Raw genomic sequence first — 24,931 nt, 5'->3', positions numbered from 1 at the left:
CTCTGGAGATTGCTTCATGCCCGGCTCATCCCTGTTCAGCATGCTCATCGCCCTGCTGGCCGGCTCGGCCGTTCCCTTCCAGGCCGCCAGCAATGCGGTCCTGGGCAAGATACTGGGGCATCCGCTCTGGGCCACCCTGGTGTCGCTGGCCGTCAGCGCCGCCCTGGTCGTGCCCACCCTGTGGCTGATGCGCGCGCCCGCGCCGCTGACCGCCCAATTGGCCCATGCCCCCTGGTGGGTGTGAACGGGCGGGGTGGGCGGGGTGATCTACATCAGCGCCGCCCTGATCCTGACGCCGCGCATGGGCGCGGCCAGCTTCATCGTCTGCGTGGTGGCCGGCCAGATGCTCAGCTCCATGCTGATCGACCATTACGGCCTGATGGGGCTGACGCCCCGTCCCGTGCATGCGGGACGCATCCTGGGCGTACTCCTGATCCTGGCCGGCATGGGACTGGTGCAGTGGTTCACTCCGTCCACGCCGGCCCAGGCGTCCAGCGCCGATTCCTCCGCGTCTTAAGACCTGCTCCAGGCCTCAGGCGCTCTGCGCCGCCGCGCCGCGCTGGCTGCACCACCACAGCGAGGCCGACAGCGTCGCGCTGGCCAGCATGCCCAGGGCCAGCAGCAGCGCGCTGTCGAACAGCAGGGGCGCGATCACGCCCGATACCGTCGCGAAGATCAGCATCTGCACCGCGCTCTGCAGCGACGAGGCCAGCCCGCGCATGGTGGGAAAGGTGCCCAGGGTCACCACCGTCATGCCAGGCAGGGCCATGGACATGCCGAAGGCGTAGATGAAGATGGGCAGCACCGCCCAGGGCACGGCGGCCTGGAAGAACAGGTTGTACACCGTGTTCAGCCCCGCGCCCAGGAACAGGATGCTCAGGCCCAGGCGTATCATGCGCGCCGGAGCAATGCGTTCGGCAAAGCGCGCATTGATCATGGAGCCGCCCAGCATGCCGCCGATGAATGGCAGGAACAGCCAGGCAAAGGCGGTTTCGGGCAGGCCGAGAATGCCGATCACGAAGCCGGCGGCCGAGGCGATATACAGCGCGAAGCCGCCGAAGGCGAAGGCCACGGCCAGGATGGCCAGCAGGAAGCGCCCGTTGCGCACGGCCCGGCAATAATTGCCCAGGACCGGCAGCAGCTTCATGGGCTGGCGCGATGCCGGCGGCAGGGTTTCGGGCAGCTGGCGCAGGCACAGCGCGATCAAGCCGACGGTCACCAGCGTCAGCATCCAGAAGATGGCCCGCCAGCCGGTATGGCTGCTCAGGTAGCCGCCCACCACCGGCGCGATGGCCGGCGCCAGGCTGAACACCATGGTGATGTGGGCGAACAGGCGCTGGGCGGCGGCGCCCTGCACGCAGTCGCGCGCCAGGGCCTGGCCGACCACCCGCCCCGCGCCGGCCGAGCAGCCCTGCAGCATGCGAAAGAACAGCAGCCAGCCGAAGGACGGCGCCAGCGCCGACCCGATGGAGCCGATGCCGAACAGGATCAGCGAGGCCAGGATGACGGGTCGCCGCCCGAAGCTGTCGGACAAGGTGCCCCAGAACAGGCTCATGAAGGCAAAGCCGAAGAGGTAGACGCTCAAGGTCTGCTGCACCAGGGACGGGTCCACCTCGAACTCGGCGCCGATGCGATGGAAAGCGGGCAGGTAGGCGTCCGTGGCGAACGGTCCCAGCATGGCCAGCGCCGCCAGCACCAGCGTCAGGTTGCGGTAATTCATACGCGAATATATGTAGACGAATGGAATACGGCATCGTACTCGGATATGTCGCATCGCAGGGGATTTACTGCCGGCTGTCCCTCAGGCTTCTTGAACGGCTCACAGTAACTCTGCGGTGTTCATTCCTGCCTGGAGGGCCCCGCTGTAGGCCGAATCAGGATCGCCGCTGCACTGCCGGCGTGCCGAAGGCTTCACGGCTGGTCTGGCCGAAGCCGCTCTGGTGCAGCAGGCTGCGCTCGATGAAGCGGCTGACTTCGGCGCGCAGCTCCGGCAGCCAGGCCCCTTGGTCGAACACCTGCGGGAACTTCATGCTGAACCAGGCGTACAGGCTGATCTGCTTGCTGAGCAGTTCGGCGTCTTCCAGGCGCGACGGGCTGGCCGATTTCAGCCAGGACGGCGCCGGCGGCAGGGCCAGGGGCCGTTGCGCGACATAGGCGGCCAGGCAGCGCTTGAAGTAGTCCAGCTCCGCGTCCTTGTCCACCGACACGGGCGCGCAGGCAAAGGTGAACTTCTCGCGCAGGTCCAGCCGGGGCGCCAGGCGGTCCACGCAAAAGCCCAGCTCGATGGCGTCCTTCAAGCCCGCCGTCTGGAACAGGGGACTGTCCGAGGCCACTTTCTGGGCGAAATACTGCAGCACCGCGCCGATGTTCTGGTTGTCCAGCAGCTCGGCCAGCGCCTGCACATGGTCCGGGCCGGGCGCGATGGGCAGGCGCAGGTCCACGGGCGGGACGTCGGCCTGCAGCTGCGCGCGCACGTGCTGCAGGTCATGCGCGTCCATGGCGCCTGCGTAGCCTTTGGGATAGAGCCCGTAGCGGCCGGCCCGGCCGGCGATCTGGCGCACTTCGGTGGCGTTGAGCGCGCGCATGGAGCGGCCGTCGAACTTGTGCACGGTGGAGAACAGCACGCGCCGTATGGGCAGGTTCAGGCCCATGCCGATGGCGTCGGTCGCCACCAGCACGTCGGCATGCCCCTGCGAGAAGCGTTCCGATTCGGTGCGCCGCACCTCCGGCGCCAGGGCGCCGTAGATGGTGGCCACCTTCAGACCCTGGGCGCGATAGCGGGCGCTGAGCGTCAGCACATCCTTGCGCGTGAAGGCGACGACGGCGTCTCCCTTGGCCACGCCCTGGGCGTCGCGCTGGCGGTCCTTACGGCCGCGCCAGGGCGGCGATTGGCGGCCGCGCTCGCCGCCGCGTGTGGCGCGCGGCGGCTCCACGGGATGCGCCATGACTTCCAGCGGCGTCTTGCGTTCGGTGAAGGCCAGCTCCATGCTTTCCTCCATGGCGCGCACCAGGCGCTCGCACGGCCGCAGCACGGACGGGTCGCCGCAGACGAACAGGGTGCGCGCCGGCATGCCCACCAGCGCCGCCGTCCAGGCCCAGCCGCGCTGCTCGTCCTGCAGCATCTGGATCTCGTCCAGGACGGCGACGCGCACTTCCATGGTCGGGTCCATCATTTCCACGGTGCAGGCCGTGTGCCGGGCTCCGGGCACCATCACGCGCTCTTCGCCCGTCACCAGGTTGCAGGGAATGCCTGCATTCATCAGCCGGTCCCGCACCTCCATGGCCAGCAGCCGCAATGGCGCCAGGTACACGCCCGAGCGGGCTTCCATCAAGGCCTCCAGCGCCTCGTGGGTCTTGCCCGAATTGGTAGGCCCCAGGCGGAAGACCAGGTGCCGCCGTATGCCGCGCGCCAGGCTGAACATCTGCGGGAAGTCGCCCAGGCGCAGCAGGTCCTGGGCGCGCTGGCGCTCCACGGTCTCCAGGATGCGCCGCACCGGTCCGCCCGCCAGGCGTTTTTCGAAATCCCCGGCCTCGATGTCCTGCTGTTCGATCCCTTCCTCCAGGGCCTGGCGCAGGGCCCGCGCCAGTTCCAGGAAGGACTGGCCGTCGATCAGGGGGCGCTGGGCCTGCAGAAACGCGTCCAGGGCGTCGGCCAGGCGCTGCGCCAGCCGGTTCTGCGCGGCCTGGGTGAACAACACCGCGACGCGCGCGGGCAGGCGGTCCAGCTCGGCGCCCGTGCGCGGCAGGGGCAGAGCCGTCTGCATGCGCACATTGGCCCGCCAATGCTGCAGTTCGCCCGCCACCGGCACCGCGACCGGCAGCCACAGGTCCTTGCGCCACCACAGGCGCTGCGGGTCCTCGGGGTCCGCTTCGTGATGGCATTGTTCCTGGGCATCGATCTGGGCCAGCACCTGCTGCTGCCGCCATTGCGTGCGCGCCCGGTCGGCCGCGCGCTCGTACTGGGCGCGGTCGCGCGCGTTCATGCGCGCCAGCGCCTCCCGGCGCCATTGCTCGATCTGCGCCTGGTCGATGGCGGCCAGCAGGTCGGGATGATGCGCCACGCGGGCGCGTCCACCCTTGGCCGCTCCGCGCAGCTCCAGCTTGACGCTGGGCAGGCGCCGGTCGGCCAGCCAATGCTCGTACTCCTGGCGCGTGATGCCCAGCATGGCCATGACCTCCTCGGGGCCCACGCATTCCTGCTCCCAGGCCCAGCGCTGCTGGCGCTGTTCGCGCAGGCGCTCTTCGCGCTGGGCCTGCGCCTGCAGCAGGATGTCCTTCTGGTCCTGGGGCAGGTCGAACACCTGGGCCAGCACGCCGGCGCTGGCATTGCGGCCGTGCACGGTCATGAACCAGTGCGCCGGCTCGCCGGACTGCAGGCCTTCGAAGGCCTGCACCGGAATGAAATTCGGCCCCGCTCCCTGCTCCCGCAGCCAGCCCTCCAGCCGCTCCCGGGCCTGGGCCAGCTTGCTCTGTTTCTGTTCCTGCTCCTGGCGGCGCGCCTGCTCGCGTTCCTGCCTGGCCTGCTCCCAGCGCTGGCGGCGCAAGTCCTCATCCCTGCGCTCGGCCTGCAGGCGCCATAGATAAGCCTGGGCCAGGGGCAGGGCCTGCCAGGCGCCCACCAGGGCCTCCAGGCGCTCGCCCCGCTCGGCCTCGGGCCAGGCGTCGCTCAGCGGCAGGGACTGGGAGGCGATCGCGCCGGCCAGTTCGGCGCGCCGTTCGATCAAGGCCCCGCGCAAGGCGGCGAAGGACGCCGGATCCAGGTCGGCTTCGCTCATCTGGAACAGCAGGCGCAGGCATTGCACGACCACCTCGGGCACGCCTTGGGCGCGCAGGCGCTCATCGGCATCCGGCAAGGCCAGCTCGGCAGCGATGATCTGATTGAAGAACGCCGCGTCCTGCGGCAGCCGCCAGGCCTTGAGCCACAGGCGGCGGATCGCCTGGCAGTCCTCGAAGCGGGCTTTCTTGACCGCCTGGCGGGCGACGCCTTCCAGGCGCGGATAATCCAGCCATTGCGCATGCAACAGCAGACCCGTCTGCTCGGCTGGGGAGTCGGAATGAGAACAAGCGCGATGCGCGGCCATAGGGCAGGACCTGAAAACACGGTGCGGGAAACAGAAAAGGCCTGGAAACGGCCAGGCCTTCGGCCTCGCCCATTATACGGAACCCCGGCGCGCAACCGCAGTGAAGAACTCAGGCCGCGCAGCCGGGCGGATCAGCTCTTTCATTAAAAACTTGTCGCCCAGCAATAAGTTTTGTCTACAATACGCCGGTTGGCATTCACGATGTCCTCACGGAGTTTCCATGCCCGCCATCTTTCCCCCCGATGACTTCCTGCCCGGCGCCCAGCTGACCGGCAAATCCCTGCAGGCCATCACCCGCATCGCGTCCTGGGCGCGCTGGTTCCTGCTGGTCGTCAGCACCCTGCTGTTCTTGGGGGCCGTCGGACTATGGATCCCGGACGAGGATTTCATGCCCTCGCTGATCATGTTCCTGGAGATCACGCCCGAACAGGTCGACTGGCTCCACATCACGCCGCTGCACCGGCTGGTGGGCTTCGTCATCACCCTGGTGCCCGCCCTGCTGCTGATCCGCAGCATGAACCATGCCCGGCACATGCTCAACAGCTTTACCCGCGGCCAGGTGCTGACCTTGCTCAACGCCATGCGGCTGCGCAGCATCGCCGCCCTGATCACCGGGTTCGGCATCGCCTTCCCCTTGTCCAAGACTCTGACGGCTATCACCCTGACCATCAACAATCCGCCCGAGCGCCAGATCTATTCCTTCATCCTGAACCTGAGCGACATGATGCTGCTGGGCCTGGGCGTGTTCCTGTGGGTGCTGTCCTGGGCCATGGTGGAGGCCGCCCGGGTTGTCGAAGAGAACAACAGCTTTGTCTAAGCTCCTGAACAGGCCCTAACGCCATGATCATCATCCGCCTGGACGTCGTGCTTGCCCTGCGCAAGATGAAGGCCCGCCAGCTGGCCCAGGAAATCGGCATCACCGAACAGAACCTGTCCCTGCTCAAGTCCGGCAAGGTCAAAGGCATACGCTTCGAGACCTTGGAGAAGCTTTGCCGGGCGCTGCACTGCCAGCCGGGAGATCTGTTGGAGTATCAGCCGCACGCTGGCGAATCCTCCGATGCTTGAACAGACCACAAGTTGCAAGCTGCGCGCAGCACAAACTTGACGATTAAAGCAAAGATACGACAAACCTCAGTCTGCTCCCCTGTAAAGCAGGCTTGGAACTTTTACGCTCTGTTGGTTACGCATTAACCGAAAATAATGTCTAAAAAGTGGATGAACGAAAATGTCGGCAGCCAACACTTTTATTTAAATATAAATAAATAAGTAACAAGCGTCTTCCTTTCAGCGCATTTCGCTCGTCTGGTGTAATAATTAATTCCAATTCGATTGATTTGCATGCACTTTGTAATCAAGAGATAGGGGTCAGTCGACGTGCTCCAGACCCGTGGCGTCCCGCCATATTGCCGCTGTTGCGCCTCCTATACTGTGGAACTCTTCCATCATGACTCAACGCCGTCGCCCCGTTCCGGTTGCATTCAAACATAAAAAGAATCAAATATTTGCAGCTCGCAGCTCGCTGCTCGCCCTGGAAACCCGAACCTTGTTCGACGGCGCGATGGCCCCGACCGCCGAACACACGCTCGACGCCGACAAGGGAAACACGAACGGCCCCTCGCCCTCATCGGAAGCCGTCGAACCCACGGCCCTTACGGCCGGCAACAAGAGCGCGGACGGGGCCGCCGGCCCCCGCATTCCTGGACCGGGCCTGCCCGGTTCGGGCGGCGCGACCGACTACGACGACGGCGACAATCAGGCCAGCCTCCTGCCCGGCGACAACCAGGGCCGCAATGTGCCGGTCGCTGTGGACGAAGGCGGCTTCATCGTCATCGACTCCGGCAATCTGAGCGCCTACGACCCCGACTCGCCCGCCGAGCAAGTGCAGTACACCATCACCGTCGAGCCTGCGCAGGGCCGCGTGTACTACCAGACCACGCCCAACGGGCCTGTCACGTATCTGGGCGTGGGTTCCACCTTCACTCAGGAGGACGTCAACCAGGGCCGTATTCATTACATGCATTCCGGCGCGGAAACCTCCGCCAGCCAAACCGGCCCGACGGACAAGTTCACCTTCACCCTGTCCGACGGCGCAACCGAGATCCTCGATAACGAATTCCACATCTACGTTCTGCCGACCAACGACGCACCCACGATCACCGCCCCGGACGGCCCGATTCGCATCATCGATCCGAACGGCGCCACGCCCATCCCCGATGTGTCCATCGGCGACAAGGACCAGGACGGCGGCGGCCAGCTTGTGGATGACTTCGTCCAGGTCGTGGTTCGCCTGCAGAACGGCAACGGTTCGCTGAATGTGGATTACAACGGCGTGACCATCGCCGTGGGCGCGAGCTATTCCGGCCTGCTGATGCCCGGCAAGCCCGATGGCAATGGCACCTACCTGATGCTGCAGGGCAAGCTGGCGGAGGTGAACGCCGCGCTGTCTTCGCTGAGCATCAACTTCAGCAACGATCGCAACGCAATCTATCACCTGGAAATCATCGCGGACGACCGCCTGCGCAACAGCGCCGGCGCGCTGACCGGCGGCGCCAACGGCGGCGGCCAAAACCAGGCGGAGGATGGCTCCCAATCTTCGTTTCCCGTGGACCCGACCGACTACGACTGGAGCAGGGATACGGTGCCGACCGAATCCGGCAACCTGAGCGCCAAGACCATCGTGCTGTGGGCCAGCCGGGACAATGATCTGCCCGTGTTCACTCTGCCTTGGGCAGACGCGATCTATGAGGATGTGGGCTACGAATTCAGTCGCGCAAAGGGCAATCGCATAACGATTGCCGATGAAGAATCGAGCGCCTTCGGCAGCCCCATGCGCCTGACCCTGACAATCTCGAACGGCACGCTGAGCTTCAAGGACACCACCGGCGTGAGGGTGATCGAAGACGGCGGTGGACGGTATGTGTTCGAGGGTTCCGTAGCGCAACTGGAAGCCATGCTGGATCACGGCTACACACTCAAGGCCAGTGCCGACCACCACGGCGAGTCGAGCGTCGTACTCTCCGCTTCGCTTCAAGAAGACAATGGCGGGCTGGATGCCGGCGTCAGCACCAATATCGCCTCCGCCGAAGGACCGCTGCCCATCATTCCCGTCAACGACAAGCCGACCATCGACATTGGCAATAAGGTCGACCTGGGCGGCAACGACTTCGTGCCGCTGGCCATTACCGGGGTCTCGGACGCCAGCGACGCGCAGGGCGCTGACACCGAGCACACCTTGAAAGCGCGCGTGGTCGTGCGCTTCACCGATCCGCAAGGCCATATCGTGACCGAGTCCGACGGCGGGCCCATCCAGTTCCGCCTGGGCGCCGACGATGCCACGATGCGCGACGGCTACTTCGAAATGTTCGGCACGATCGCCGAGATCAACGACGCGCTGGCTCGGCTCCAGGCCAGGTTCTCCGGCGACGCCAACGCCACCTATAGCCTGCAGGTCATCGTCGACGACCGCAACTATTCGACTGACGGCACACTGAGCGGGGGCGCCAACGGCGGAGCCTGGAACCCGGACCCCGACTCGCCCACGGGCGTGAGCCCGGTGGACGGCACGACGACCTGGGACGCCACCACGGCGAGCGGCGGTCTGCCCGCCTTGTACAACATTGCGCTGGCTGCCAAGGACGTCAACGTCTCGGGCATCAACGACGCTCCATACCCAGTGTACGTAGACACGCTCATAGCCACGGAAGACACGCTCAGCACGCTCAAGACAGCCGCCGGCACCCCCTTGAGCATAAGCGACGCGGACGACTTCGGCAGCGACTTCACGGTCGCGCTGAGCGTATATTCCGGCGCCCTGTCTTTCCCAAGCACGACCGGCAGCGGCGTGATGGTCACGGAGAACGGCTCGGGCGGTTTGATCCTGGTCGGCAATCTGACTAATATCAACGCCCTGCTCGAGACCCTGCAGTACCAGCCCCTCGCCGACATGCACAGCGGCACGGGCGGCCCCGCGGGAAAAGTTCCCATCTACGTGGCGGTAACCGACACGCCCCTGCCCGGCAGCGGTCCCGCGCACGAAACCGTGGGCTACTTCGAGATCTTGATAATCCCGCAGAACGATCGCCCCACGATCAACAAAGATGTCAATCTGGGCCCGGCGCATGAGGACGATTCCTTGTCCGTCAGCGTCATCAAGGACCTGGACTTCGGCTATTCGGACGCGCGCGACGACCAAAGCGCCAATTGGGGCGGCAATACCGCGACCGACTTCAGCTACATCGCCATCGTCGGCTCTCAGGGCTACGACCCGCGCCAGGGCCAGTGGCAGATCAACGACGGCAACGGCTGGATCACCATCCCCGCCGCGGGCCTGAGCGACAATGCCGCGCTGGTCTTTCGCAGCTCGGCGCAGATCCGCTTCACGCCCGCCGCCGATTACCACGGCGAACCGGGCAAGCTCGTCATCCGCGCGGGCGACCAAAGCGCGACGCATACCAGCAGCGCGAACGCCGCCGCCACACAAAGCCTGATCCTGGGCCAGACCAGCTCTTGGTCAGACGAAAAGCAGACTATCGGCGTCACCGTGACAGGGGCCAACGACAGCCCCGTCATCGATGACAATGGCATCCTGCCGGCCGGCACGGAGGACGTCACCAACTCCAACGGAAGCTTGGTGAGCGACCTCATCCAGGGCTATGACGATAGTCGCGACAATCAAAGCGGCATTCCGGGCGGAGCGGACAACGCAGGCGTCCTGGGCGGCGTGGCCATCGTGGGCCTGGAAGGATACGATGCGGCGCAGGGAACCTGGGAATATTCTGTAGACGACGGTACAACCTGGAATGCCATCGGCGGCAGCACCAGCGCCGCCTCCGCCATCGTGCTGGACACCGCCGCGCGCGTGCGTTTCGTGCCGTCAGCCAATTTCAATGGAGACGTCAGCGGCAAGCTGGTGCTGCGCGCCAGCGACAAGCCCGTCGCCGGTCGGACCGGCGTGCACGACATCAGCGCCGAGATTGGCGCGGCGAACAGCCAATGGTCCAATGAGGGGAAAATCACCACGTCCATTGCCGCCGTCAATGATGCGCCGACACTGACCGGCTTGCCCGCGCAGGAAGGCTACACGGAAGAATTCTATGAAGGCGCCCCAGCCTACATCATCTCGCTGTACGCCGACGTTACGGTGAACGACGTAGACCTGGGCTCCACGCCCGGCCTGGGCAGCACCATCTTTGGCGCTGGAACCATCACGGTCACGATACGCGGCTACCTGGCCGGCGACACCCTGATCGCCCAGACCAATCCAGGCGTAGCCGACATCAACCAGAACGGCAACACACTCGTCATCACTCTGAACGACAGCGCTACGCTGGCTCAGGTCAAGCAGGCGATCGAATCCATCAAGTTCTACAGTACCAGCCACAACTCGACCGACTTCCAGAGCCACGGAGAGAGATACTTTGATCTGGTCCTGAACGACGGCAAGAACCAGCACGGCGGCTCGAATGCCGGCTCGGGCACGAGCCTGGACAGCAACATGCTGACGGCCTATGTCTTTATCCTGCCGACCAACGACGCGCCGGCCATCGACGGCGTCGCCAACACGGTGACGTGGACCGAGTCCGAGGGAAATGCCGGCGCTCCCGTCAGAATTCTGCCCGACATCATCGTAACAGATGCGGACAACCGCAGGCTGGACCGCGTCGAACTGGACCTGAGCAACTTCGCATATGGCAGCGTCGAGCAGTTCATCTTCGACGGCCGGCAAATCAGCCTGAGCGGCGATAGCCAGCTTACCGTCGGCGAATTCACCATCACTGTCACAGTCAATGAAACGAATGCCAAGGTCGTCATCAGCACTACGGACGGCCAGGGCCGCTCCCCCGGCGAATTCCAGAATCTGCTGCGCGGCATCGAATACAACCTGGACATGCAGGACCCCGAGGCTCAGCTCGACGGCATGGACCGCAGCGTCACGATCACAGTCTATGATCGCGGCAATCTCGACGCCGATCCGGATCGCCAAGAGTCCGCTTCCACAGTCTTCATCCTGAAGGTTGTACCCACTAATGACGCGCCCACTCTAACCAACGGCAGCGGCGCGCTGGGTGCCATCGAGTTCGAAAATGTCGCCAGGCCGCTGGCTCCGGGCATCACGCTTGAGGACCGCGAACTGGAGTCGCGCGATGACTGGCAGGGCGCCACGCTGACTTTGGGTCGCACGCAGCCATCCTCCGACGATGTGTTCGGCTTTGTTCCCGGCATCACGCTGGACGGCAGCGCCATCAAGATCGGCGACAAGACCGTGGGCATGCTGGACGCAAGCACGCCCGGCCAATGGACAATCATCTTCGCCGCCGGCGCCACCTCGGCCGAAGTCAACCAGCTGGCCCGCGCCATCACCTATCGCAACATCAATGCCGCTCCTGGTTCCCTGGACTACAGTTCATACGCCATCAACTGGACTCTGAACGATCGCAACGGCGAAACAGATGGACAGGCTCAGGGGCAGGGCGGCGCCAAGACCGCCATCTGGAGCCAGACACTGAACTTCAATCGCCCCCCTCTCGCCCAGACGGACGCCAATGAGGTCCGGCCCGGCGCGACGGTCGGCGCCAATGTACTGACCGGCAAGGACGGCCAGGGTGTCGACTCCGATCGCGACACCGACGCCTTGGCCGTGACCGGCGTCATCGCCGGCGCCGCCAACGACATCGGCGGCGTGGGCAGCGCCAACGTGGGCTCGGCCCTGACCGGCGCCTACGGCACCCTGACCCTGAACGCCGACGGCTCCTATACCTACATCGCCAACGATGACGCCACGCTGCGCGCGCTCAAAGTCGGCGAGAACGTCCAGGACGTGTTTTCCTACTCCATCTCCGACGGCAAGGGCGGCGTGGACTACACCACCCTGACCATTACCATCCAGGGCCAGAACGATGCGCCCGCCGCAACCCCTGACGGCCACGCCGTCGCCGCCGGCGGCACGGTAGGCTCGAACGTGATCGCCGGCAACGACGGCGCGGGCCGGGACACCGACCCCGACGGCGACGCTCTGACCGTGACCGGCGTGACCGCCGGCATCGTCAGCGACATCGGCGGCGTGGGCAGCGCCAACGTGGGCTCGGCCCTGACCGGCCTCTACGGCACCCTGACCCTGAACGCCGACGGCTCCTATACCTATGCCGCCGACCAGGGGGCGGCCGCAAGGCTGCCCCAGGGCGCCATCGCCACCGACACCTTCACCTACGCCATCTCCGACGGCGAAGGCGGCACGGCCTACGCCACGCTGACCATCACCGTCACCGGCGTCAACGATGCGCCGGTTGTGCTCACGCCGCTGCCGCCGAGCGCCGGCCTGGACAATGCCCCCCTCGCCCCTATCGACACCTCCGTCGGCTTCACGGACATCGACGGCGACGCCCTGACCTACACGGCTGCCGGCTTGCCTTCCGGCCTGAGCATCGATCCGGCCACCGGCATCATCTCCGGCACCCCGGACAGGAGCGCCAGCCAGGGCGGCACGGGCGGCGTCTATACGGTGACGATCACCGCCAGCGACGGCAAGGGCGGCAGCGCCAGCCAGATTGTCGAGATCACCATCGCCAACCCCGCGCCCGCCACCGCGCCTGACAACAATGCGGTCAACGCCGGCGGCACGGTAGGCTCGAACGTGATCGCCGGCAACGACGGCGCGGGCCGGGACACCGACCCCGACGGCGACGAACTGATCGTGACCGGCGTGACCGCCGGCATCGTCAGCGACATCGACGGCGTGGGCAGCGCCAACGTGGGCTCGGCCCTGACCGGCGCCTACGGCACCCTGACCCTGAACGCCGACGGCTCCTATACCTATGCCGCCGACCAGGAGGCGGCCGCAAGGCTGCCCCAGGGCGCCATCGCCACCGACACCTTCACCTACGCCATCTCCGACGGCGAAGGCGGCACGGCCTACGCCACGCTGACCATCACCGTCACCGGCGTCAACGATGCGCCGGTTGTGCTCACGCCGCTGCCGCCGAGCGCCGGCCTGGACAATGCCCCCCTCGCCCCTATCGACACCTCCGTCGGCTTCACGGACATCGACGGCGACGCCCTGACCTACACGGCTGCCGGCTTGCCTTCCGGCCTGAGCATCGATCCGGCCACCGGCATCATCTCCGGCACCCCGGACAGGAGCGCCAGCCAGGGCGGCACGGGCGGCGTCTATACGGTGACGATCACCGCCAGCGACGGCAAGGGCGGCAGCGCCAGCCAGATTGTCGAGATCACCATCGCCAACCCCGCGCCCGCCACCGCGCCTGACAACAATGCGGTCAACGCCGGCGGCACGGTAGGCTCGAACGTGATCGCCGGCAACGACGGCGCGGGCCGGGACACCGACCCCGACGGCGACGAACTGATCGTGACCGGCGTGACCGCCGGCATCGTCAGCGACATCGACGGCGTGGGCAGCGCCAACGTGGGCTCGGCCCTGACCGGCGCCTACGGCACCCTGACCCTGAACGCCGACGGCTCCTATACCTATGCCGCCGACCAGGAGGCGGCCGCAAGGCTGCCCCAGGGCGCCATCGCCACCGACACCTTCACCTACGCCATCTCCGACGGCGAAGGCGGCACGGCCTACGCCACGCTGACCATCACCGTCACCGGCGTCAACGATGCGCCGGTTGTGCTCACGCCGCTGCCGCCGAGCGCCGGCCTGGACAATGCCCCCCTCGCCCCTATCGACACCTCCGTCGGCTTCACGGACATCGACGGCGACGCCCTGACCTACACGGCTGCCGGCTTGCCTTCCGGCCTGAGCATCGATCCGGCCACCGGCATCATCTCCGGCACCCCGGACAGGAGCGCCAGCCAGGGCGGCACGGGCGGCGTCTATACGGTGACGATCACCGCCAGCGACGGCAAGGGCGGCAGCGCCAGCCAGACTGTCGAGATCACCATCACCAACCCCGCGCCCGCCGCCGCGCCTGACAGCAATGCGGTCAACGCCGGCGGCACGGTAGGCTCGAACGTGATCGCCGGCAACGGCGGCGCGGGCCGGGACACCGACCCCGACGGCGACGAACTGATCGTGACCGGCGTGACCGCCGGCATCGTCAACGACATCGGCGGCGTGGGCAGCGCCAACGTGGGCTCGGCCCTGACCGGCCTCTACGGCACCCTGACCCTGAACGCCGACGGCTCCTATACCTATGCCGCCGACCAGGGGGCGGCCGCAAGGCTGCCCCAGGGCGCCATCGCCACCGACACCTTCACCTACGCCATCTCCGACGGCGAAGGCGGCACGGCCTACGCCACGCTGACCATCACCGTCACCGGCGTCAACGATGCGCCGGTTGTGCTCACGCCGCTGCCGCCGAGCGCCGGCCTGGACAATGCCCCCCTCGCCCCTATCGACACCTCCGTCGGCTTCACGGACATCGACGGCGACGCCCTGACCTACACGGCTGCCGGCTTGCCTTCCGGCCTGAGCATCGATCCGGCCACCGGCATCATCTCCGGCACCCCGGACAGGAGCGCCAGCCAGGGCGGCACGGGCGGCGTCTATACGGTGACGATCACCGCCAGCGACGGCAAGGGCGGCAGCGCCAGCCAGATTGTCGAGATCACCATCGCCAACCCCGCGCCCGCCACCGCGCCTGACAACAATGCGGTCAACGCCGGCGGCACGGTAGGCTCGAACGTGATCGCCGGCAACGACGGCGCGGGCCGGGACACCGACCCCGACGGCGACGAACTGATCGTGACCGGCGTGACCGCCGGCATCGTCAGCGACATCGACGGCGTGGGCAGCGCCAACGTGGGCTCGGCCCTGACCGGCGCCTACGGCACCCTGACCCTGAACGCCGACGGCTCCTATACCTATGCCGCCGACCAGGAGGCGGCCGCAAGGCTGCCCCAGGGCGCCATCGCCACCGACACCTTCACCTACGCCATCTCCGACGGCGAAGGCGGCACGGCCTACGCCACGCTGACCATCACCGTCACCGGCGTCAACGATGCGCCGGTTGTGCTCACGCCGCTGCCGCCGAGCGCCGGCCTGGACAATGCCCCCCTCGCCCCTATCGACACCTCCGTCGGCTTCACGGACATCGACGGCGACGCCCTGACCTACACGGCTGCCGGCTTGCCTTCCGGCCTGAGCATCGATCCGGCCACCGGCATCATCTCCGGCACCCCGGACAGGAACGCCAGCCAGGGCGGCACGGGCGGCGTCTATAAGGTGACGATCACCGCCAGCGACGGCAAGGGCGGCAGCGCCAGCCAGACTGTCGAGATCACCATCGCCAACCCCACGCCCGCCGCCGCGCCTGACAGCAATGCGGTCAACGCCGGCGGCACGGTAGGCTCGAACGTGATCGCCGGCAACGGCGGCGCGGGCCGGGACACCGACCCCGACGGCGACGAACTGATCGTGACCGGCGTGACCGCCGGCATCGTCAGCGACATCGGCGGCGTGGGCAGCGCCAACGTGGGCTCGGCCCTGACCGGCGCCTACGGCACCCTGACCCTGAACGCCGACGGCTCCTATACCTATGCCGCCGACCAGGAGGCGGCCGCAAGGCTGCCCCAGGGCGCCATCGCCACCGACACCTTCACCTACGCCATCTCCGACGGCCAGGGCGGCGCCGCCTACGCCACCTTGACTATTACGGTCACCGGCACCCTGCGCACCGAGACGCAACTCCCGCAGCCCGAACCGCCCGCCATTCGCGATGTGCCACCGATGGTGGAGCACAGCATCCCTGGGGAGGCTGGGCTCCACGACCACAGGCTGGCCTCGCACCCGTCCACCGACATGGTCAACCTGGGAATTCCGCTCCACCCCATCATGTATGTGGGAGCCGCGGTCCAGGCCGCACAGATGGAGCGCGAGCTCCAGGACGTCCTGACTCGCGCGGGCTCGCCGGCCCGGTACGGCCTGGACTCTTTCGCCATGCCCGCCGCCCCGCTTCACTTGGGACCGGATCCCGTGCCTTACGTGAGCCAGGCCATTGCCCAGGCCCAGGCCGAACAGGTAAAGCGCTCGCTTGCGGCGAACAACCAGTCCGCCCAGATCCATCTGCAAGGCCATCCAGCCTCCCTGGCCACCGCTCCCGAAACGCTCAGGATGCACAGCCTGGCCGGACAAGACGCGGAAGTCGCGCCGGCCGCGCCCTCAAGCCAGGATGGACAGGATGCGCCCCCGCAAAGCCCCGACGCCGCGCCGCAGCAGACGGGCGCGGAGTCTTTTTCACGCCAGCTTCTGCGTCACACCCTGCCAGACCCGAACGATCGGAACCAGATCGAATCAGGCTCTGGCACGACATCCGCCCCTCACTCCAATTAATTACTGACGACACAGACTCATGCAGAGCACACTGAAAAAAATTGGCGCAATGACTGCGCTGACGCTGGCTTTGGCAGGTTGTTCCACGATCACGCCCACTCCGTTCACCGAGGACGAGATCAAGGAGCGTGTCGCCACCGACCGGGCCGAGATGTACGCCGGACAGGAGCCCATCCAGGGGCCCCTGAGCTTCAATGAGGCGGCCGCGCGCGCCCTGAAGTACAACCTGGACTACCGTCTGAAGCTGATGGAGAACGCCCTGGCCAGGGGCCTGCTGGACGTGTCCCGCTGGGACATGATGCCACGCGTGCTGGCGGGCGCCGGCTACTCCACCCGCAACAATGACTCGGGCGGTCGCTCCATCAATATCGAGACCGGCCAGGAATCGCTGGCGCCCTCCACGTCCCAGGAGCGCAGCCATACCATGGCCAATATGGAAATCTCCTGGAACCTGCTGGACTTCGGCGTCTCCTACTATCGCGCCCAGCAGAAAGCCGATCAGTACCTGATGGCCAGGGAGCGTGAACGCAAAGTTATCCAGAACGTGCTGCAGGACACCCGCAACGCCTACTGGCGCGCTCTGGGCGCCCAGAAACTGATCACCCGCGTGGATTCGTTGATCACTCGTGTGGAAGAAGCGCTGGAGCAGTCGCGCCGCGTCGAAAAACAGGGTCTTCTGCCCCAGCCCGTCGCCCTGGGCTACCAGCGCGCCCTGCTGGATGCCGTCGGCCTGCTGTCGCTGCGCCGCCAGGAGCTGGAACTGGCCCGCGCCGAACTCTCCGCCCTGCTGAGCCTGCCTCCGGGCACGCAATATACCCTGGCCGAGGACCACATCCCCGAGCTGCCCCCCATGCCGGCCGACCTGGAAAAGCTGGAGACCATCGCCTTGCAGCGCCGCCCCGAGCTGATGGAGGAGTGGTATCGCAAGCGCGTCACCGCCAATGATATCAAGGCGGCCATGGTGCAGGCCCTGCCGGGCATCCAGCTGGACTTCCTGAACGTGCAGTACGACAGCAATCGTTATCTGTACAACAGCTCCTGGGTCGATTCAGGCGTGCGCCTGTCCTGGAACCTGTTCCGTCTGGCCAGCCTGCCGGCCCTCAAGCGCGCGCATGAGGCCCAGAACCGTACCGACGACTTCCGCCGCATGGCGCTGGGCATGGCCGTGCTGACCCAGGTGCGCATCGGCGCGCAGCGCTATGCCCTGTCCCGCTCGGACCTGAAGCTGGCCGAGGAATCCGCCCGCGTGGACGCCCGCCTGCTGAACTACGCACGCGCGGCCAGGAGCTCGCGCGTGGACTCCGAACTGGAGGTGATCCGCGCTGAAGCGCGCCAGTTGCTGAGCGAATACCAGCAGTACGCCAGCTACGCCAATGCGCAATCAGCCTGGGGCCGGCTGTACAACTCCGTCGGTCTGGATGTGTTGCCCGATGAGATCGCCAACCTGAATGTGGCCACCTTGGCCCAGGCCATCGGCAAGACCACCAGCCAATGGGAAGACAGCGTGTTCGCCGACGGCGCGCCGGCTCCTCTTCCTACCGCCAGGGTGGAACCCGTCGCCAAATCCGCCAATACGATTTCCAAATAGACATCATGACTCGCATCCTCACTTCGAGAACAGCGCTGGCCCGGGGAACACGCCTGCTGGTCGCGGCCGCATGCCTTGCCGTCAGTCCCGCCGCCCCGGCGCAGTTCGCGGACGCCCACAACGCAGACGCCGTCCGCGTCCTGATCTCCCCCGCCCGGGAGACCACGCTGGTCGCTTCCATGGCCGGCAACATCAACGTTCTGCCCATCAGCCTGGGCAGCGCATTCAAGCAGAACGACGTCCTGATGGGTTTTGACTGTGCCGAAGGGCAGGCCAAGTCACGCATCGCCCGCGCCGAACTGCGCGCCGCGCGCGAGAACCACCAGGCCAAGACCCGCCTGCGTTCGCTGGATGCCGCCGGAGACGTGGAAGTCAACCTGGCCGCCGCCGAAGTTGAGAAAAACGCCGGCCAGGTGGAGCTGGCGCGCGTGCAGGCCGAGTTCTGCACCATCAGGGCGCCGTTCTCGGGCCGCGTGGCCCGCTTGCACATCAAGCAATTCCAGGGAGTAAGCCCCGGTGCGCCCCTGGTGGACCTGATCAGCGACGGCCCCCTGAAGGTCCGAGTCAACGCCCCCTCCAAATGGCTGGCCCGCCTGAAGAGGGGCAGCGCTTTCGAAATCGCCGTGGACGAGACCGGCAAACGCTATCCCGTCAAGGTGTCGGCCGTGGGCGCACGCATCGACGCGGCCGCACAAGCCATTGAAATCGAAGGGCAGTTCGACGGAGAGTTTCCCGAACTGCTGGCCGGCATGAGCGGAACGATCTACTTTCCCGAGCCTCGATGAGCGCTGCCGCCTCGATCGAAGCCGCTCTGCTCGGAGGCGAACAGCGCTGCCGCCAGGCGGCCGACGTCCACGAACTGGCCTTCACCATTGTCAATGAAACTTGGCAGATCTGGCCCTACCGCCAGGCGCAGCTCTGGCAGTCGGGCCCGCTGGGGCCGCAATGCAGCGCCATCTCGGGCCTGGCCGTGCTGCCCGAGGACAGCCCCTTCACTGTCTGGTCCCGCCGCCTGGTGCGCGCCCTGGCCCCCGGCCTGGGACAGCGCCTGCGCGTCGTCAACTTCGCCGACATCGCCGTCCGCGGAGCGCCGAGCGAGCTGCCCATGCTCACTCCGGAGCTGATCGCCGGCTGGGAGGAATGGTGGCCGCCCTATCTCGTGCTGGTTCCGCTGCTCCACCAGGACAAATTCCTGGGCGTGGCGCTCTTCCTGCTGGACGAGCCGCCGCCCGTTGCCGCCTTGCAGGTCTTTGCCCGGCTGCAGTTGAGCTGGTCCTACTGCCTGTGGGCCCTGACTCCGGCCATGCGCCGCAAACCCTGGCTGCGCCTGCCCAGGGGGCAGAAGTGCTGGATCGCAGCGGCGCTGGCCCTGCTGGCGCTGTGCATTCCCGTGCGCCAGTCCGCGCTGGCGCCGGCGGAGATCGTACCTTCGGACGGCACCGCCGTCGCCTCACCGCTGGACGGCGTCATCAAAACCTTCCATGTGGCCCCCAACCAGATGGTCAAGACGGGCGAACCGCTTTATTCACTGGATGACACCACTTTGCGTAACCGCCGCGAGATCACCGCCCGCGCGCTGGAAGTGGCGGCCGCCGAGCTGCTGTCCGCCCAGCAGCGCGCCTTCGCGGACCCTAAGGCCAGCAGCGAGATCGCCGTGCTGCAGGGCCGCATCGCCGAGAGGAGAGCCGAACTGCAGGCCGTGCAGGAGCAACTGTCTCGCATCGACGTGACTGCATCACGCGACGGGGTAGCCGTGTTCACGGACATCGACGATTGGCAGGGCAAGCCCGTGGTGACGGGCGAGCGCATCATGCAGCTGGCCGACCCCAAGGACATCAGCGTGCGCCTGTTCCTGCCGGTGGCCGACGCCATTGCCCTGGAACCGGGCGCGGACATCCGCGTCTTCCTGGATGTGGCGCCGCTCTCGCCCCTGGCGGCCACGCTGGTGCAGACCAGCTATCAATCGGTGCTCTCGGCCGACGGCATCGCTTCCTACAGCCTGCGCGGCCGCCTGCTGGACCGCGAACACGCCCGCATCGGCTTAAAAGGCACGGCCAAGGTCTACGGCGAGAAAGTGCCGCTGGTCTACTACCTGCTGCGCCGCCCCTTGGCCGCACTACGCCAATGGAGCGGCCTGTAAATGCAGCTTGAATCCGCCATCGCGGCGCCTTCCGCCCCGGCCCCGGAGCTCACGACGCTGCCCGCCCTGCGTCAGGACCTGCAGCTTCACACCGCCGCCCGCAACAAGGACGGTTCGCCCGCGTGGATGATCCAGGATCCGGTCACCAACCGATTCTTTCGCATCGGCTGGCTGGAATTCGAATTGCTGCGCCGCTGGCAGCGCGACCCCGAAACGCTGCTGGAGCGGCTGGAGCGCGAGACACCCCTGAACGCCGACGAGGAGGTGCTGGCCGGCCTGGTCGCGTTTCTGGAGCACAACAGCCTGCTGCGTGCCGACACGCCCGAGGCCAGCGCCCGCCTGGGCGCCATCGCGGCCCGCCAGCGCAGACGCGACCTGCGCTGGCTGCTGCATAATTACCTGTTCATCCGCGTGCCGCTGGTGCGTCCGGACCGCCTGCTGCAGCGCATGCTGCGCTGCCTGAGCTTCATCTACACACGCTGGTTTGCCGCGCTTATCCTGGGCCTGACCATCTGGGGCGTGGCGCTGGCCTCGCGTCAGTGGGATGTGTTCCTGGCCAGCTTCCAGGACAGTTTCACTCCGTCCGGCATCCTGGCCTACATGACGGCCCTGGCTTTCGCCAAGATCATGCACGAACTGGGCCATGCCCTGACGGCCACCCGCTACGGCGTGCGCGTGGCGCACATGGGCGTGTCTTTCGTGGTGCTGTTCCCCATGCTGTACACGGACGCTTCCGAGTCCTGGAAGCTGACGGACCGCCGCCAGCGCCTGGCCATCGTGGCGGCGGGAATCATCACGGAGCTGGCCATCGCGGGCCTGTCCACTTTGGGCTGGAGCCTGGCCAGCGACGGTGTCGTGCGTTCGGCTTTCTTCTTCCTGGCCACGACCTCCTGGATACTGACAGTGGTCATCAATGCCAGCCCCTTCATGCGCTTTGACGGCTACTTCCTGCTGTCAGACCTGCTGGACTTTCCCAATCTGCACCAGCGCAGCTTCGCCTTCGGCCGTCAGCGCCTGCGCAACGCGTTGCTGGGCTGGCAGGAGCCCGCGCCCGAACCGCTGACGCCGGTCATGCAGCGCTTCTTGGCCATCTTTGCCTATTTCGTCTGGGGGGTACGCTTTACCGTATTCCTGGGCATCGCTGTCAGCGTCTACCTGTATTTCTTCAAAGCACTGGGAATTTTCCTGTTCCTGGTGGAAATCGCCTGGTTCATCGTCATGCCCGTCTGGTCCGAAGTCAAAATCTGGGTCGCGCATCGGGGCAAGATCGCCCGCGCGCGCCGCGCGGGCTTCCTCGCGCTGTCGTCAGCCCTTCTGCTGTTTCTGTGCCTGCCCTGGAAGCGTGCCGTCGAGGCGCCGGGCTGGATACAGGCCGAACACAGCCAGGTCCTGTACGCTCCGTTCCCCGCCCAGCTCAGTTACATTCACCCTCCCGGTCCGGTGCGGACGGGCCAGCTGCTGGCCAGCTTCGTTTCGCCCGACATGCAGGCCCAGCGCCAGCAGGCCATGGCTTCCAGTGCCACCACCTGGGCCGAGCTGCAGCGCAGCGGCGTGATCGAGGAGGAGCAGGTGCGCCGCGCTACCCTGAGCAGCCGCCTGCGGCAGGGCCAGGCCGAAAGCCTGAGCGCAGCCGAGGAGTTGCAGCGCCTGGAGCTGAAGGCGCCGTTCAACGGCATGGTCAGCGACATCGACCCGCAGCTCAAGCCCGGCGTGTGGGTCAAGCCGGATCAGGCCCTGGGGCTGGTCTACCGTCCCGATGCATGGATCGCCGAAGCCTACACCCGGCAGGAAAGCCTGAGCCGCCTGCAGGTGGGCGCCGCCGCCCGGGTTTACACTTCCACCAGCAGCGCTCCCATTGCCGCGCGCATACTAAGCATCGACTCCACCCGCACCCAGAAGCTGCCCGATCCCATGCTGGATGCCGCGCACGGCGGCAGTATCCGCGTCAGCACCGTCAATCAGAACCAGGAAGTGCAGCACGCGCTATACCGGGTCACGCTGGCGCTGGAGGAGCCGCCCGGACAGGCACGCAGCCAGCTGGTCAACGTCGTGATCCAGGGCGAGCCGCACTCCATCGCCGGCCATTGGCTGCGCTACCTGGGCGCGCTGGCCATACGCGAGAGCGGATTCTAGGACTGCCGGCCGCGCAGCCAGTCCAGGCAGGCCTGCGGCAAGGCCGTGGGGCCCGCCGTACCGTGCGTGCAATGCGGCAGGATGCGGAACCGGGGCTCTGCGTCCTGCTGGCGGGCCAGAGCCTGCGCCAGTTCGCGCGCACCGTCGACCATGCGCCGCTCCCGGCGGCGTTCCAGGCGCTGCGCCTGGACGTCCGGCGGCAGGGTCCGCTCCTCGGGCCCCAGACCCTGTTCATGCTCCCCCACCGTGATGGCGACCGGCACGGCCAGCGCCTCGCGAGGCAGCGGCTGGGCCAGCAGGCGCGCCAGGCAGCCCTCGCCCCACCAGACCGAGGGGCTGGACACCGCCATGGCCTGGAACAAGCCGGGCAGGCGATACAGCAGGAGCAGGGCGAACAGTCCGCCCAACGAATGGCCGCACAGCAGCCGGCGCTGCGCATCCAGCGGCGCCCGCGCGTGCGCCCAGGGCAGGGCGACGTCGCGCAGCAGGGCCATGAAATCATCCGCCCGTCCCGCTTCGCCGGGTGCGCCCGGGGTATAGTCCTGCTCGCGCCAGTTCTGCTGCGCATAGCCCACGCCCAGCAGGGCGCCGGGCAAGTCCCCCGATCCCTGCAGGGCCGCCAGCGCGGCCTGGAACTGCGGCTCGTCCAGCACGCAGGCCAGCGGCCAGCCGGCGGCCGGCGCCGGGCCGTCGGGCGTGGCCAGGGTCAGGCGGTAATGTCGCCCCAGGGGCGAGAAATGGTCCAGATAGTCAAGCGGCATAAAAGAATCACGGTGATGGCGCCAAAGCGGAGCCGATGAACTATACTTCTTTCTGCGTAAACAGTTCTCATTCAGACACTTAATGTCCACATCTGCTGTTCCGGCCACAGCGCTGGCCGATTATCGACACATCCTCAAGCGGCGCTGGCTGCTGGTGGGCGCCCTGGTCCTGATCATTATGACCTCCATCGTGGCCGATTTCATGCTCGGCCCCTCGGGCCTGAGCTTGTCCGAGCTCAGCCACGCCCTGTTCAATCCGGAACAATCCGATCCCACCACGCGCGTCATCGTCTGGGAGATCCGCCTGCCCTACGCCCTCATGGCCATGGCCATCGGCCTGGCCCTGGGCCTGTCCGGCGCGGAGATGCAGACCATCCTGAACAACCCGCTGGCCAGCCCCTTCACGCTGGGCATTTCTTCTGCGGCCGCCTTCGGCGCCTCGCTGGCCATCGTGCTGGACCTGTCCCTGCCCGGCGTGCCGCAGGCCTGGACCATCGCCGCCAACGCCTTCATCTTCGCGCTGCTCTCGGCCATGCTCCTGGACGCGGTCGCGCGTTGGGGCGCCATGAGCACCGCCAACCTGGTGCTGTTCGGCATCGCCCTGGTGTTCTCCTTCAATGCCCTGGTGTCGCTGGTGCAGTTCGTGGCCAGCGCCGAAGCCCTGCAGGGCCTCGTGTTCTGGACCATGGGCAGCCTGTCGCGTTCTTCCTGGGCCAAGGTGGGCATCATGCTGGCGGTGTTCGCCCTCATCCTGCCGCTGTCGCTGCGCGACACCTGGAAGCTGACCGCCCTGCGCCTGGGCGAAGACCGCGCCGCAAGCTTCGGCATCAATGTCTCGCGCCTGCGCCTGACCTCCCTCATCCGCATCAGCCTGCTGGCGGCCATGGCCGTGTCCTTCGTGGGCACCATCGGCTTCGTCGGCCTGATCGCCCCGCACATCGCCCGCCGCCTGTTCGGCGAGGACCACCGCTTCTACCTGCCCGGCAGCGCGCTGGTGGGCGGAGTCATCCTGTCGCTGGCCTCCATCGCCTCCAAGAACATCGTGCCGGGCATCATCATCCCGGTGGGCATCGTCACGTCCCTGGTCGGGGTGCCTTTTTTCCTGGGCGTCGTGCTGCGGCGCCAAATGAAGTAAGCCATGCTTGAAGTCCGCGATCTCAGCCTGTCCTACGGCAAACGCCCGATCCTGTCCGATCTGACCGTACAGCCCCTGCAAACCGGCCAGCTGGTAGCCCTGCTGGGCCCGAACGGCAGCGGCAAGTCCACCCTGCTCAAGTCCCTGGCCGGGCTGCTCAAGCCCACGGCCGGCCACATCCTGCTGGACGGCCAGGAACTGAACGGCGTCAGCTTCGAGCAGCGCGCCCGGAAAGTCGTCTACCTGCCCCAGTCCCTGCCGGCCTCGGTGCACCTGCGCGTGTTCGAATCCGTGCTGGTGGCCGCCAACGCCTCGGCGCCCGGCGGCCAGGCCCGCGACGTGGACCACGAGCACATCCTGCGCATCCTGCAGCGCCTGGGCATCGCGCACCTGTCCATGCACTACCTGGACCAGCTCTCGGGCGGCCAGAAACAATTGGTGGGCCTGGCCCAGGCCCTGATCCGCAAGCCCAGGCTGCTGCTGCTGGACGAACCCCTGTCCGCCCTGGACCTGAACTACCAGTTCCACGTCATGGACCTGCTGGCCCAGGAGACCCATGACAACCAGCTCATCACCCTGATCGTGCTGCACGACCTGAACGTGGCCCTGCGCCACAGCGACTACGCCCTGATGATCCAGGGCGGCGGCCTGCTGGGCCAGGGCGCGCCGCGCGCGGTCATCACCCCCGATTCCCTGGCGCAGGCCTACGGCGTGCGCGCCCGCGTGGAGAGCTGCTCGCTCGGCACGCCGCAAATCATCATCGACGGGCTGCAAGAGCCCGTGCTGTGACCCCGGAGACC

General features: G+C 66.8%; 12 protein-coding genes and 1 pseudogene. 10 read left to right on the top strand and 3 right to left on the bottom strand.

The features are described from left to right. Positions 1–16 precede the first annotated feature (16 nt). Positions 17–517: pseudogene (locus tag ACF3ND_RS01380) on the top strand (DMT family transporter). A 15-nt stretch (positions 518–532) separates the two neighbouring features. On the opposite strand, the gene ACF3ND_RS01375 reads toward ACF3ND_RS01380, so the two are convergent. Both ACF3ND_RS01375 and ACF3ND_RS01370 read right to left on the bottom strand, forming a co-directional pair. After that, on the bottom strand, positions 533–1,720 hold the full coding sequence (locus tag ACF3ND_RS01375; RefSeq protein ID WP_394063532.1) for a multidrug effflux MFS transporter: 1,188 nt from the start codon (positions 1,718–1,720) through the stop codon (positions 533–535). A 154-nt stretch (positions 1,721–1,874) separates the two neighbouring features. Next, positions 1,875–5,081 carry a helicase-related protein gene (locus ACF3ND_RS01370; RefSeq protein ID WP_394063531.1) on the bottom strand — a complete coding sequence of 1,069 codons (3,207 nt, stop codon included), beginning with the start codon at positions 5,079–5,081 and terminating at the stop codon, positions 1,875–1,877. Between the two features lie 220 nt (positions 5,082–5,301). Here ACF3ND_RS01370 and ACF3ND_RS01365 point away from each other — a divergent pair, with 220 nt between their 5' ends. The 7 genes from ACF3ND_RS01365 to ACF3ND_RS01335 all read left to right on the top strand — a co-directional run bounded on the left by ACF3ND_RS01365 (position 5,302) and on the right by ACF3ND_RS01335 (position 22,235). Next, positions 5,302–5,898, top strand: coding sequence for a hypothetical protein (locus ACF3ND_RS01365; protein ID WP_394063529.1), 597 nt, complete (start codon positions 5,302–5,304; stop codon positions 5,896–5,898). Between the two features lie 23 nt (positions 5,899–5,921). Further along, positions 5,922–6,146 (top strand): helix-turn-helix domain-containing protein, encoded by a 225-nt coding sequence (locus tag ACF3ND_RS01360; RefSeq protein WP_394063527.1) that lies wholly within the window; start codon positions 5,922–5,924, stop codon positions 6,144–6,146. A gap of 379 nt (positions 6,147–6,525) precedes the next feature. Further along, on the top strand, positions 6,526–16,374 hold the full coding sequence (locus tag ACF3ND_RS01355) for an Ig-like domain-containing protein (RefSeq protein WP_394063525.1): 9,849 nt from the start codon (positions 6,526–6,528) through the stop codon (positions 16,372–16,374). A 49-nt stretch (positions 16,375–16,423) separates the two neighbouring features. After that, positions 16,424–17,962, top strand: a complete 1,539-nt coding sequence (locus ACF3ND_RS01350; RefSeq protein WP_394063523.1) for a TolC family protein — start codon at positions 16,424–16,426, stop codon at positions 17,960–17,962. Positions 17,963–17,967: 5 nt separating this feature from the next. Next, positions 17,968–18,747 carry an efflux RND transporter periplasmic adaptor subunit gene (locus ACF3ND_RS01345; RefSeq protein WP_394063521.1) on the top strand — a complete coding sequence of 260 codons (780 nt, stop codon included), beginning with the start codon at positions 17,968–17,970 and terminating at the stop codon, positions 18,745–18,747. Then, positions 18,744–20,102 (top strand): efflux RND transporter periplasmic adaptor subunit, encoded by a 1,359-nt coding sequence (locus tag ACF3ND_RS01340; protein ID WP_394063519.1) that lies wholly within the window; start codon positions 18,744–18,746, stop codon positions 20,100–20,102. Before ACF3ND_RS01345 ends, ACF3ND_RS01340 begins: the two co-directional genes overlap by 4 nt. Further along, on the top strand, positions 20,103–22,235 hold the full coding sequence (locus ACF3ND_RS01335) for a site-2 protease family protein (protein WP_394063517.1): 2,133 nt from the start codon (positions 20,103–20,105) through the stop codon (positions 22,233–22,235). It abuts the gene before it with no gap. Here the strand turns inward: ACF3ND_RS01335 and ACF3ND_RS01330 are convergent. Beyond that, positions 22,232–22,996 carry an alpha/beta hydrolase gene (locus ACF3ND_RS01330; RefSeq protein ID WP_394063515.1) on the bottom strand — a complete coding sequence of 255 codons (765 nt, stop codon included), beginning with the start codon at positions 22,994–22,996 and terminating at the stop codon, positions 22,232–22,234. The genes ACF3ND_RS01335 and ACF3ND_RS01330 overlap by 4 nt on opposite strands. An 82-nt stretch (positions 22,997–23,078) precedes the next feature. On the opposite strand from ACF3ND_RS01330, the gene ACF3ND_RS01325 reads away from it, so the two are divergent. Continuing rightward, a complete protein-coding gene (locus ACF3ND_RS01325) occupies positions 23,079–24,131 on the top strand; it encodes a FecCD family ABC transporter permease (RefSeq protein ID WP_394063513.1) in 1,053 nt (350 codons plus the stop codon). Positions 24,132–24,134: 3 nt separating this feature from the next. Then, on the top strand, positions 24,135–24,920 hold the full coding sequence (locus tag ACF3ND_RS01320) for an ABC transporter ATP-binding protein (protein WP_394063511.1): 786 nt from the start codon (positions 24,135–24,137) through the stop codon (positions 24,918–24,920). Positions 24,921–24,931: the final 11 nt, after the last annotated feature.

It is taken from the genome of Alcaligenes sp. WGS1538, assembly GCF_043187505.1.
Lineage (GTDB): Bacteria > Pseudomonadota > Gammaproteobacteria > Burkholderiales > Burkholderiaceae_B > Alcaligenes.
The sequence above is the reverse complement of the archived record's forward strand: the minus strand, read 5'-3'. Positions and strand labels throughout refer to the sequence as shown.